This window comes from Pontibacter anaerobius (assembly GCF_026241195.1).
GTDB classification, from domain to species: domain Bacteria; phylum Bacteroidota; class Bacteroidia; order Cytophagales; family Hymenobacteraceae; genus Pontibacter; species Pontibacter anaerobius.
In genome coordinates, this window is the sequence record NZ_JAPFQO010000002.1 from 50,387 (window position 1) to 62,998 (window position 12,612).

At 49.8% G+C, this 12,612-nt stretch carries 13 protein-coding genes; all 13 read right to left on the reverse strand.

Going from position 1 to position 12,612, the window contains the following annotated elements; genetic code table 11:
• Positions 1 to 4: 4 nt before the first annotated feature.
• Positions 5 to 640, reverse strand: coding sequence for a TlpA family protein disulfide reductase (locus tag OO017_RS03590; RefSeq protein ID WP_266051076.1), 636 nt, complete (start codon positions 638 to 640; stop codon positions 5 to 7).
• 36 nt (positions 641 to 676) lie between these two features.
• Positions 677 to 1,582 carry a DsrE family protein gene (locus OO017_RS03595; protein WP_266051077.1) on the reverse strand — a complete coding sequence of 302 codons (906 nt, stop codon included), beginning with the start codon at positions 1,580 to 1,582 and terminating at the stop codon, positions 677 to 679.
• A gap of 148 nt (positions 1,583 to 1,730) precedes the next feature.
• Positions 1,731 to 2,096, reverse strand: coding sequence for a hypothetical protein (locus OO017_RS03600; RefSeq protein WP_266051078.1), 366 nt, complete (start codon positions 2,094 to 2,096; stop codon positions 1,731 to 1,733).
• Positions 2,097 to 2,515: 419 nt separating this feature from the next.
• Positions 2,516 to 2,929, reverse strand: coding sequence for a YeeE/YedE family protein (locus OO017_RS03605; RefSeq protein WP_266051079.1), 414 nt, complete (start codon positions 2,927 to 2,929; stop codon positions 2,516 to 2,518).
• A 154-nt stretch (positions 2,930 to 3,083) separates the two neighbouring features.
• Complete coding sequence (locus tag OO017_RS03610) at positions 3,084 to 3,641, reverse strand: YeeE/YedE family protein (RefSeq protein ID WP_266051080.1); 558 nt, start codon at positions 3,639 to 3,641, stop codon at positions 3,084 to 3,086.
• Between the two features lie 104 nt (positions 3,642 to 3,745).
• Positions 3,746 to 4,072 (reverse strand): rhodanese-like domain-containing protein, encoded by a 327-nt coding sequence (locus OO017_RS03615; protein ID WP_266051081.1) that lies wholly within the window; start codon positions 4,070 to 4,072, stop codon positions 3,746 to 3,748.
• A gap of 182 nt (positions 4,073 to 4,254) precedes the next feature.
• Positions 4,255 to 5,667: an MBL fold metallo-hydrolase gene (locus OO017_RS03620; protein ID WP_266051082.1), complete on the reverse strand. Its 1,413-nt coding sequence runs from the start codon at positions 5,665 to 5,667 to the stop codon at positions 4,255 to 4,257.
• 120 nt (positions 5,668 to 5,787) lie between these two features.
• Positions 5,788 to 6,648, reverse strand: coding sequence for a sulfite exporter TauE/SafE family protein (locus tag OO017_RS03625; RefSeq protein WP_266051083.1), 861 nt, complete (start codon positions 6,646 to 6,648; stop codon positions 5,788 to 5,790).
• Between the two features lie 413 nt (positions 6,649 to 7,061).
• Positions 7,062 to 7,709, reverse strand: coding sequence for a Crp/Fnr family transcriptional regulator (locus OO017_RS03630; protein WP_266051084.1), 648 nt, complete (start codon positions 7,707 to 7,709; stop codon positions 7,062 to 7,064).
• A gap of 157 nt (positions 7,710 to 7,866) precedes the next feature.
• Positions 7,867 to 9,213, reverse strand: a complete 1,347-nt coding sequence (locus OO017_RS03635; RefSeq protein ID WP_266051085.1) for an MBL fold metallo-hydrolase — start codon at positions 9,211 to 9,213, stop codon at positions 7,867 to 7,869.
• A 167-nt stretch (positions 9,214 to 9,380) separates the two neighbouring features.
• Positions 9,381 to 10,646, reverse strand: a complete 1,266-nt coding sequence (locus tag OO017_RS03640) for an NAD(P)/FAD-dependent oxidoreductase (RefSeq protein ID WP_266051086.1) — start codon at positions 10,644 to 10,646, stop codon at positions 9,381 to 9,383.
• Between the two features lie 114 nt (positions 10,647 to 10,760).
• Positions 10,761 to 11,408, reverse strand: coding sequence for a peroxiredoxin (locus tag OO017_RS03645; protein ID WP_266051087.1), 648 nt, complete (start codon positions 11,406 to 11,408; stop codon positions 10,761 to 10,763).
• A gap of 320 nt (positions 11,409 to 11,728) precedes the next feature.
• Positions 11,729 to 12,571: a universal stress protein gene (locus tag OO017_RS03650; protein WP_266051088.1), complete on the reverse strand. Its 843-nt coding sequence runs from the start codon at positions 12,569 to 12,571 to the stop codon at positions 11,729 to 11,731.
• Between the last annotated feature and the right edge of the window lie 41 nt (positions 12,572 to 12,612).

Genomic DNA, 12,612 nt, shown 5'->3' on the forward strand with positions numbered 1-12,612 from the left:
TGTGTTACTTCTTCGCCATACCTTGCAGGAACTCGCGCACCTCCTTGGTATCGTAGTCAGCCATACCTTCCTGCTTGGCCACTATCTTACCCTCTGGCGAGATAATGAACGTGGTAGGGATAGCATTTGAGTAAAACTCCTGCGGAAACTGGCTGGCCGGCATGTAAACCGGGAACGTAAAGCCTTTCTTGTCGATAAACTTCTTTACTTTCTCCATGCCGCCTTCATCCACCGAAAGCATTACGAAGGTGATCTTGTCAGAGCCTACTTTCTCGTACAGCTTCTGGATGTTCGGCATCTCGGCCACACACGGAGGGCACCAGGTAGCCCAGATGTTCATGAAAACCACTTTGCCCTTCAGGCTCTCGAAGTTAACCTGCTTGCCGTTCAGGTCTACCATTTTAAAGCCGGCACCCGCCATCGGCGAGCCAGCCGCAGCTGATGCCTCCACTACGGCGGTAGCGTCAGGGTTTTGCAGTGTCTCCGGCACATCGGCGTTCTTTATGCCGGTTGCCAGCAGCAGGCGCTGCACCTGGCCAATGGCCTCTGTATGCAGGCCGGTTAAGTATAAAATACCGAAAATGCCCAGCATTACTGCCCACCCCGGTATGCTCTTGATCGAAAATTTCTTCTTATCCATGATAATGTTTTTTATTAGTTGTTCTAAATGTCGTGCTTAAAGCTCCACGGTGTTGTAGCCCTGCAGTTGCAGGTCAAACATGTGGGTGAGGCCGTTCGGCACTACCTCCACACCGTCCATCAGCTGGCTTTTGTCAATGTTAAACTTCTTCATCGACATGCCGCAGATGCGGTAGGTAACGCCTGCTGCCTTGCCTGCCTCAAACTCCTGGACCATTTTACTATCCTTCAGGAAAGCCTCCACAGACTTGCCGCAGGCCATGATCACAAAGCTGTTGCTGTTATACTTGCTGTCCGATTTAATTGTCTGGGCGGTGTTCACAGCGGCTTTCAGGTGGTTTGGCTGGCTGATAAGCACAGCATAATCTTTTTTAGCCGCAGCAGTTGCCGCACCTTGCGCCGTAGCAGGAGGAGTCTGCGCCACTGTTGTGCCTGTAGCGCATGAGCCTAAAACGAACATAATTGCAGTAGCCAGCATCGCTACATATTTTCCACTATGTACTACTTTCATATTTTTCTTGATTTTCTTTTTCGCTTCTAAAACTTGATCCAGGCTATAGTAACGTGCACCGTTTACCATAAAGAAGAAAAGTATGCCCAGCAGGGCCACATTCTTGAACAGCGGGCCTGCGCCCTCCGGGTTGTTTACCTGAACGGTAAGGGTTATCGGCACAAGTATGCCGGCAAGCGCCAGGGCTGCCAGCCTTGTTCTAAAGCCTACAAACAACAGTACACCGCCCAGTAGCAAACCTATTCCCGAAAGTATGATCAGGGTTTCGGCAGGGGCTATCCAGGTTACCAGAGGTGCAAAAGCGGCTTTCTCAAGACGGGCAGTTGGTTCAGCGGTTTTAGCTAAATGAAGGATGCCTGCTAAAATATAGAGAAGGCTGCCCAAGATGCGGAGCACCAGGAAGGAAGCCTTTTGCAATGGCGTATTTTCCATGATAACAAGATTTAGTTTTCTTAAGATTGATCTGCATAGCCATACTCCAGGCAGAGATTGCCTGTATACTTGCCCTGAAAGAGCAGGATATAAAGTATAGCACAAAACAAGGAGGCCCTAAAGCGGACTGCCTTACGTGTACAGTAATTTAAGAAAACCGAGGTGGGTCGGGCTCTATCTCCAGAGGAGGGGAGAGGGGCTTGGGGGTAAGCGGCTGCACGTTGTCCTGGCGTAACACCAACGCGTGCAGCAACTGCTCTTCCAGCGGATTAACGATAGCATAAAACGGCTGGCTGCAGTCTATTACCACGCCGGCTGTGTTTTGCTGTTCTGAATGCGTCTGGTGTTTAAGGCAACCCTTTACGCAGTTGCGCTTCACGAGTCTTTTATAGGTACATGCTTTTTTTACCACAGCTTTCTCCATACCGGGAATGCTGTTCCCGTTGCTGCCGTAGCGGGGCAGGGCAAACAGCAAAAGTATGGTGCTGATAAATAAAAGAAGGTAGTTCCTCATATGTCTTCTTAAGGGTAAACCAGTAGTTAGCAAACCAACTGGCATTCCTTTCCTCGGGAACAGGCATTTAAGAATGGTGTTTTTGCCTGTATGCCTCTTCTAACAAAAATACAGAATCATGTGTTCCGTTGCAAGCGTTTAAAGGCTTTGTGTTGGATGAAGCTAATTATTGTTAAGCACACTTTTTAAAAGCCCGCAAGAAGCTGCTCCGCATATATATTTTCTTGTAGTTAAAGTATAAACGGAAAGAGCGCGCTGTATCCGGCAGCCAAAAACTTGACGAAAACCAGTTTAACAGAGCGCTCTACATCCACCAAAACACCAACATAGTGTTGATGAGGTTAAACAAGCCGTGCTGCTGCTTCCTGCTGCGAGTTGGCAACACGGCTGTATTATGTGTTATACTTTTATACTTAAACTTAGTGAGGTAACCTGTCGCGTAGCACACCATACAGGTATGTTCCTACCAGAGCACCTACCACGGCTACAATAATTGCCCAGTAAGCGTGGCCAATGTTTACGAACATAGGGCCAGGGCAGGCTCCTGTAAGCGCCCAGCCAAGTCCGAAGATGGTACCCCCGATCAGGTAGCGCGGAATAGACATCTCCTTCGGGTGGAACACGATCGGGTTGCCCTGGTAATCGCGCAGGTTATACTTCTTGATGATGTAAGTAACGATGACACCCAGCACTACGGCCGTGCCGATGATGCCATACATGTGGAACGCCTGGAAGCGGAACATCTCCTGGATACGGTACCACGAAATGGCCTCCGACTTACTCATGACAATGCCGAACAAAATGCCGGCGATTATATATTTTAATCCTTTCACGGTACGAATAATTAAGAATTACTAATGATGAATGAACAATTAATTTAGAATGATGTATGACGACAATAGTTAAATGATTGCTGTAAACAGATTATAGAGCGAAACCACTTTATTACTCACTAAACAACAGTCATCATTCATTACTTATCATTCATTAAAAGATAAGCGGCATCAGCAGAAAGGTGGTGATTAGACCTCCGATGAAAAAGCCGACCACAGCAATAAGCGATGGCAGCTGCAGGTTAGACAAGCCACTGATGGCGTGGCCTGAGGTACAACCACCCGCGTAACGCGCTCCGAACCCGATGGCAAAACCGCCAAGCAGCAGCACCAGGAATCCTTTTAGTGTAAATATTGCCTCCAGGCTAAAGATCTCCTCAGGCTGCAGGTCGTCCGGGGCTGAGAAGCCAAGTGCTGTCAGATCCTGAACAGTTGCCTGAGAGATATCAACCGGGGCGTTTCCGTTTAGGAACTGCGCTGAAATTAAACCTCCCAAAATGGCTCCTACCAGGAACAAGAGGTTCCATACCTGGCTGCGCCAGTCGAAATCGAAAAACTTTGCTGTTTTACCCGCACCGCATGCAGAGCAGATAGTACGCAGGTTGGCCGAGAAGCCAAAAGACTTACCGAAGAACAGCAGCACGACCATCACAAAGACAATCAGGAAGCCTGATACATACCATGGCCATGGCTGGCTAATGAATTCTAACATAATGTTTAAGTTAATGGTGTTGATAATGGTGGTAGTGTTGTAGTAGTAGCAGGCAAATAAGATGCATTTAGCCGCACCTTATCTGCACATGCATGTCAGAGCTGTTACCTAGGCCAGGCGCCAATACCTCCGGCCAGATTGTATACTTTAAAACCTTGGTCAGCCATCATTTTGCAGGCCGACCCGCTGCGGTTTCCGCTGCGGCAGAACAGGAAGTACTCCTTGTCTTTGTCCAGCGTCTTCAGCGCTGACTGAAACTGTGCGGAAGTAACATCTATGTTCTGGGCTCCTTTGATGGTGCCCGCAGAAAACTCGCCTGGTGTTCTTACGTCCAGAAGCTTTGCCTTAGGCGTTGCTTCAAACTTCGTTTTAAAAGTTTTTCCGTCCAGGTCCTCATAGTTCTTTGGAGCGGATTTGAAAATATTGAACATGACTTTGAATCTTTTACTAGTTTATACTTTAACTGATTACTGTACAAAGGTCGGAAAAGCATTACGCTGATTCAGTGACTTTAATCACGCAGGTCTTAATATCCGGCACTAAGTACAGACAGGGAGTAAGGCAGTAGTCGGGGCTGCCCTATACTTGCAGGCAACCCCAACACAAACTGCTATTACTTAAGGGTTGATGGGCAAACGAAAGCTGTTTTAGGTACGTTTGTCTCGGCAATCGCCTTGAAACCACCCTCTACGTTTACCAGTTTATCGAAACCTCTTGCCTTCAGGATAGACGCCGCAATCATAGAGCGGTAACCGCCAGCACAGTGCAGGTACAGGTCCTCGTCTTTTGACAGCTCGGCCAGGTGCTCGTTCAGGTAGTCAAGCGGAGCGCTCTGGGCTGTCTCTACGTGCTCAGCCTGGTACTCGCTTGGCTTACGTACATCCACCACCTTCATTGTGCTGTTCTGCTCGTAACGCTTGGCAAACTCCTCAGCAGAGATCGACTGGATAGTGTCTACTTCCTGACCAGCATCTTTCCAGCTCTGGAAACCACCTTTCAGGAAGCCGATAGCATTATCGTATCCTACGCGTGCCAGTCTGGTTACCACTTCTTCTTCACGGCCCTGGTCGGCAACGATCAGGATCGGCTGCTGGATGTCCGGGATAAGGGCTCCCACCCATGGGGCGAAGTTGCCGTCAATTCCGATGCTCACGGAGTTCGGGATGAAGCCTTTTGTGAAATCTTCCGGCTTGCGGGTATCCAGTACCAGTGCGCCGGTTTCATTAGCAGCCGCCTCAAATGCCTCCGGAGAAAGCTCCTGCAGGCCCTGGGCCATCACGTCGTCAATGCTGGCATAGCCTTCCTTGTTCATCTTCACGTTCAACGGAAAGTATCCCGGAGGAGGAAGCAGGCCTTCTGTCACCTCTTTCACGAATTCTTCCTTCGTCATGTCGGCTCTCAGGGCGTAGTTGTTCTTTTTCTGGTTGCCCAGCAGGTCGGTTGTCTCCTTGCTCATATTCTTACCGCAGGCAGAACCGGCACCGTGAGCCGGGTAAACGATCACGTCATCAGCCAAAGGCATGATCTTGGTGCGCAGCGAATCGTACAGGTGCTCAGCTAGTTGCTCTTCGGTCAGGTCAGACTTCACCGCCAAGTCCGGACGGCCAACATCACCGATAAACAGGGTGTCGCCGGAGAAGATACCGTAATCCTTACCATTCTCATCCTTCAGCAGGTAAGTGGTAGATTCCATGGTATGGCCAGGTGTGTGCAGCACCTTAATAGTCACGTCACCCACTTTCAGTTCCTCGCCGTCTTTAGCGATGTGCGCCTCAAAGGTTGGCTGTGCATTCGGGCCGAAAACAATCTTTGCGCCAGTAGCTTTTGCCAGATCCACGTGGCCAGATACGAAATCAGCATGGAAGTGCGTCTCTAAAACATACTTGATCTTAGCGCTATCCTTCTCTGCTTTCTCCAGGTATGGTTTTATCTCGCGAAGCGGGTCAATGATTACGGCCTCGCCATTGCTCTCGATGTAGTAAGCGCCTTGTGCCAGGCAGCCGGTATAGATCTGTTCTACTTTCATGGTTATTGGGTTTTAGTAATTTAAGCTCCTATAATTTGTGTCGTCCTAATGCTGGATGACAATACAAATATCGTAAGATTATCAGCCCTTATCAGTGACTTTGGTCACCTAGGGATATTTTTAGAAGAAAAGTTCTTTTGCGAAGATGTAAAGACCCATCAGCAGCACGAACCATCCAAAAGAAGTCTTCAGTTTATCTGCATGGATCTTGGTTGACAGGAAAGACCCGATGAAGATGCCTGCAATGGAGATGGTAGAGAAGATCGCCAGGAACAGCCAGTTGATCTCATAGTTGTAAATGTCGCCAATGAAGCCGAACAGCGACTTAACCGCAATAATCAGCAGGGAGGTACCCACGGCCATTTTCATATCGAGTTTACTGAACAGCACCAGCGCCGGGATAATCAGGAATCCGCCACCTGCACCAACCAGACCCGTTAGCGTACCAACTACTACGCCTTCAGCCAGAATGCCGCCATAGTTGAATTTTGGCTTCGGGTGCGGAGCATTCGGGTTCTCGTGCTCTACGTCAAGCTCTGTGTCGATATTCTCGTCTACAGGTTCGGCCGGGTCAGCAGGCGTTTCTTTTTTCTTCTTGATCATGCTGATAGAGGCAAACACCATAAGGCCGGCAAACAGCAGCATAAGCAGTACGCCCTTGGTTACCACCAGGTCACCCACCGTGAACAGATTGTCAGGTATGGCTGGTACAATGTAGCGCCGGGTAACGTAAACGGCCACAATAGATGGCAAACCGAATACCACGGCTGTTTTAAGGCTTACCAACCCTTTTTTGTAAAACTTATATGAACCTACCAAACTTGTAAGGCCCACAATAAATAGCGAGTAAGCGGTAGAAATTACCGGGCTTAGCCCTATGAGGTAAACCAATACCGGCACCGTAAGGATAGAGCCGCCACCGCCAATTAAGCCCAGCGAAAGTCCAATCATCAAGGCTGCAATATATCCAAGTATTTCCATTGATAGTTTGTGTTTTAGTGTGTTGTTAAGTGATACGAGTGTATTAGTTTTTACTGATACAAAAGTATATAATGGCAAAAGGAGATACAGTGACTATTATCACAGAGGGCGATTTTTAGGTAAAGTTTACCGGATGAGATAAACCTTGTGGGTGGGTGTAAGTAGCTAAATAGTAGGGTTTTTGCGTTAGCAGTACGGATGGGTAAAATGGCCGCTGAGTATAAAGATAATTACTATATATTAATCTGTTTCCCCCGCTGGCACTTTCATAAAGTATTCGCCAGCGGAGGAAACGGATTTTCGTCTGACCCAAAGCATAAATCGGGAAGCGAAACCTGCAGCAAGCTTTGTGTACTTGCTGCATCTGCCTAAAGTATAATTTGGGGAGGCGCAAGCTGCTGCGCGTGGGAAGGCTATACTACGTCCAGGTCGTGCACCTCTATGTAGTTACGGTGCAGGGTGATGGCGCCGGTTTGCTCAAGCTTTTTGAGCAGCCTGGAAATTACCTCGCGGGAGCTGTTCAGTTCATCGGCAATTTGCTGGTGAGAAAGCCTTACCTCTTTGCCGCTTACCTTTACGTGGCGCTTCAGGTAGAACAGCAGGCGCTCGTCGAGCCCTTTAAAGGCAACACTGTCCAGGGTTTGCAGTAGCTCCTCGAAGCGCTGCCGGTAAGAGGCTATCACGAAGTTATGCCAGGTCTTATACTTGCCCAGCCACATTTCGGACAGGTGAGACGGCACAAGTATGACTTCGGACCTGGTTACGGCTTTGGCTTTTATCTGGCTTTGCTCGTTTCGGGCGGTGCACATCATGGACAGGGCACAGGCGCTGCCGGGCTCCAGGTAGTACATCAGGAATTCATTCCCTTCGTCATCTTCCCGGTATACTTTCAGAAGGCCGCTGAGCAGCAAAATCGTTGATTTGATGTATTGGCCGGTGCGCATCGCCTCTTCGCCTTCCTCTACCTCTTTTAAGGTGCTTTGCGCCAGGAGCTCGTCCAGCAGGGGTTGCTCTAGTTGAGGAAACTGTTTCAGTACGATTTCTTTATCCAGAATTTCCATAGTAGTATGTTCAGTGGGTTCAGTTAGTGGATGATAGGATGATATTATTAAAGTATACTGTTGTGTTTACTATTGAATACGAAAGATACGCATTTAAATAAAAAACCAGTGCGGGCACAAAGGCACCCGCACTGGCAATTTGGTTTGTTTATACTTGCTACTGGCCGTTTTTGAAGTCGTTCACGGCTTCGCTAAGGTCCAGCACTTTTACATCCGGAAGGGCGGCCTCTACAATGCTGCTGCCTGCTGCAGAGCGGTAACCACCGGCGCAATGCACCACCACTGGCTTGTCTTTCGGTATTTCATTAGCGCGCTCACGCAGTTCCGGCAGCGGAATGTTAATGGCCTTATCGAAGAATTTGCCACCCTTCACCTCCGACGCATTTCGGATATCCACGATGGTATAGTCCCCCTGGTGCTGTTTAAACTCCTCCACATCAATCTGTGGGGATTTCACATCAGCCGCTGCATCCATCACAAAGGCACCCTTGATCAGGAGCTCGTAACCGATCTTGGCGGCTTTGGTGATCAGTTCAGAGAGTTCTTCCTCGCTTTCGGCCACCAGGTAGTAGCTCTCGCTTGGGCCAACTATACTTCCCAGCCAAGTTTCGAATTTACCACCGTTCTGTATGTTGATGGCTCCCTGGTAGTGGCCTTTCTTGAAGGTGCTCTCGCTGCGGGCGTCTACCACGATGGCGCTACCCTCCGGCTTAAAGTTTTTCTCCAGCCTGGCAACGCCTTTTATACTTTGCTGGTAGGAGGGGGCACCCTGTTTGTTCAGGCCCACATCATAGCCAAAGTACTTCGGTATAAATGGCTGGTCTTCGGTCAGGATTTTCACGAATTCGTCCTCGCTCATATCCTGCAGAGCGTAGTTGCTGCGCTTCTCGGCTCCGATGGTGCTGCTGTTGGCCTCGCTCAGGCCTTTACCGCACAGGGTGCCTGCACCGTGCGCCGGGTAAACCGTTACGTCATCATCCAGCTTCATGAGCTTCTCGCGGGTGCTTTGGTACATCTGGCGGGCCAGTTCCTCGCGCTTAGCAGTGATGTTACCGGCACTCTCGCGTAAATCCGGGCGGCCCACATCCCCGATGAACAAGGTATCACCGGTAAATACAGCTACATCCTTACCCTCATGCTCCGCCACGATGCTGATGCCATCCGGCGAGTGGCCCGGGGTGTGTATCGATCTGAAGGTTACTTCGCCGATTTGTAGTGTATCACCCTCGTCAAAAGCCTTATGCGGGTAGTCGGCGCCAACCAGGCTGTGGGCATAAATCGTGGCGCCTGTTTTTTCGTGTATCTCTAGGTGCGAACTTACAAAGTCTGCGTGTGGGTGCGTTTCAATCACACCTACAATCTTGGCGTTGTTGTCCTGTGCATAATCGTAATACGGCTGCGGATCGCGGGCTGGGTCTACCAGCACCACTTCTTTGTTCTCTTCACTAAGTATGGCATAAGAGTAATGCGCTAGTCCTTTGTCTTCAAACTGTTTTATCTTCATGGTTCAGTTTTTTGATTTATTGATCTATAATACTCTGCAGGAAAGCATCGTGTTTTGTTCCTGCTCACAAACCTGAGCAGGTATTAAAGATACTTTCCTAATTTGTATATACAAAGATAAGTTTCTAAACTGCTGTACTCAGTGACCTAAGTCACATTGGCAGCACATTACATAATGCCTTTCAGCATGAGGTTCCAGTACATCCAGGGTAACCCATACTTCTTCAGCAGCCACATACTCCACTGCTCTTTGGTGGTATCTACAAACTTACTTATCAGCGGGTCGCTGTCGCGGAGATTATCATACTTGAACTCGGCCAGCACCATTTTGCCGTAACCGGTAATAAAAGGGCAGGAGGAGTATCCTCCGTACTGCAGTTCCGGCTGCTTTTCCTGGTTTATCTGGGCCAGCAGGTGTGCCGCCACGACAGGAGCCTGCTTCCGTACGGCTGCCCCGGTTTTAGCGGTTGGAAGGGCGGCAATATCTCCCAGTCCATAGATGTTGGGGTAGCGCTTGTGCTGCAGGGTATGGATGTCCACATCGAGCCAGCCTTTGTTACCTCCTTCCTCGGTCACCGCCAACTTAGGGTTGTTGCGGATTACATCCGGGGCTACGTGTGGCGGGGCCAGGTGCAGCATGCCGTAGGGTATCACCACAGTGTCAGGGCCTTCTTCACGTTCATGCAACTTCTCATCGGGTGTAAAGGGAGGGGCATCAGGTTGGGTGCGTTTGTAGTGAATTTCGCTGCGCTCGCCATCTATTTTGATGGGGGCATAAAAAGTCCTGACGATGATGTCTTTCCGCTCTATCACCCCTTGCAGTGTGGCCAGGAATTCCTTCACGCCAAATACCGTGGAGCCGGGTGTGGCGAAGATAACCTCGCTTTTATCCCGCACGCCTGTTTTCCGGAAATAGTCATCGGCCAGGTACATGATCTTTTGGGGTGCCCCACCGCACTTGATCGGCGTGGTTGGCTGGGTGAAAACCGCGTTCCCGCCCTTAAAGTTAAGCAGCACATTCCAGGTTTTGCGCGGGTCGATGTAGTTGCTGCACACATTGGGCTGCTGCATTGCCTCGGCCAGTCCCTCAATGGCTTCCAAATCATACTTTGCGCCTGGTGCCACCACGAGATAATCATAGGTGTACTCTCCGCTTGTTTCGGTGCGAACCATATGCTCATCCGGAAGTATGTCTACGGCTTTATCCTGTATCCAATCCACGCCTTCGGGGATAACAGATGCCTCCTCGCGGCGGGTATCCACGTAGTCAAAAGTGCCGGCGCCAACCAATGTCCAGGCGGGCTGGTACCAGTGACTTTGGGAAGGCTCTATAATGGCGATGCGCAGGTGCTTTTGCTCGCGATGCAGCTTGGCCGAGAGCATGATGCCTGCCGTGCCTCCGCCAATTACTAATACCTGATAATGCGTATACATAAGCTTGCTGTTAGGTTAGGAGCTATTCCTTAGTTCACTTTTAAAGTATAAATTCAAACCTGCTGGCTTTTATGCGTTCTCCGGTTTGTTTGCCAACTAACGTACGGCCACAGGTTAGAGGTTTTTCTTAGCCAGGTAGAAGTCTACCATCTCCAGGTCGCTGTTCACGCGCTCATCCAGGGCATCCAGGCTTTTCGGTGGCGGTACAATTACCTTGTCGCCAGGTTGCCAGTTCAGCGGCAGCGCTACCTGGTTTTCTGATGCTGTCTGCAGCGCCACCAACACCCGTTTAATCTCCTCCATGTTGCGACCCACGTTCAGGGGATAGTACATAATCAGGCGGATAATGCCTTCGGGGTCTATAATGAAAACGGCGCGCACGGCGGCAGTCTCGCTCTCACCGGGCTGCAGCATGCCGTAAAGCTTGGCCACTTTCATGTCAATGTCGGCGATGATCGGGAATTTGAAGTAGACGCCTGTTTTCTCGCGCACATTTTGGACCCAGGCAATGTGCGAGTGGATGCTGTCGATGCTCAGACCGATGAGCTTAGTATTGTGTTTGGCGAAAAACTCGTCCTGCTCCTGTGCAAAGCCGCTCAGCTCGGTGGTGCAGACTGGGGTGAAGTCGGCAGGGTGCGAGAAAAGGATGACCCAACTGCCTTTGTTATAATCAGAAAATCTCAGATGCCCGGTTGTTGTGTTTGCCTCAAAATCCGGGGCTTTGTCGCCTATCCTGGGCATCGTGTTTACTGTTTCTTCCATACCTGGTTTTATATGTTACACTTGATGAAATCTATACTTTATCCTGTAGCAGTAGCTTAAAGTTATACCTTAAAGTCGTTGTATACGAGCCATTTAGTATTTTAGCTGTTGAAGAAAGAATGATATTGGTCAACTTCTGGAGTGATGGATTAAGGTGAAGTATAAAGGTTGGCGGGAAGTATGGCTTGGCGTAAACTGTACGCGAAAAACAGGCTTTTTGGCATAGTTGCGCATTATGCTTCAAATGAAAAGCTGCAGCAGCCTACTCGAAAGAGAGGAGGCTGCTGCAGCTTTGACACGACGCCCCCTGAGTACCTTTACTACTTCAGGTGGTACGTCAGGAGCGGACGGATACAGTGGTTGACAAGCGTCTCGGCGATGCTGCCGTAGAAGATGTGGTTAAACCCTTTGCGCGCATGCGTGCCGATCAGCACCAGGTCCATTTCGGTTTCCTGGTTAAAGTTGCGGACACCGGCCGGCACCTTATAGTCGTGCCGCAAGTGCAGCTCGTAGTTCTGCAGGTTCATTTCATCTGCAAAGCGCTGCATTCTTTCTTTTATTCTGGTGATGTGTGCCTCGTCCTCCTTGTCCACGATCTGGAGCAGGTGAAGCTTGGCACCGAAGAGTTGCTGCAGCGTTTTAAGGGTATTTATACTTTGCTGCGGCTGTTTCTCCGCCTCAAAATCGGCTACCCAAAGTATATTTTGCACAGGCGTGAGCGAGGCGTGCTGGTGGATGGTGATAACCGGTACATTGGTGTACCTTACCACGTGCTGTGCTTCCGAGCCGGAGATGCGCTCATACCATCCTTCTGCACCTTCTGTGCCCATAATCACCAGGTCAATCTGCTGCTGCTCGGCATACTTGGCGAGAGTGGTGGTAAGGCCCCCGTGCAGGATCTCGGTGCTGAAGTCGAAGTTTACCTGCTGGCGCAGGGCCTCAAACTGCTGCTCCGCCTTCTGGTCCAGAGCACGAATTTCGCCCCTGTCCAGCGTTTCAGACGACTCAGTGCCACCTGTCCACTCGGCGGTGTTTACCTGCACCACATGCACCAGGTGCGTTTCAATCGGGGTTCTCTGCATCAGGAATCCCAAAAACTCCATTGCCTTGTAAGATACCGGCGTGAAATCAACCGGAACCATAACCTTTAGTTTCTTTTCCATATACTTATGTTGTGTAGAGGCTTTTTGTGCAGCCTGCTTTA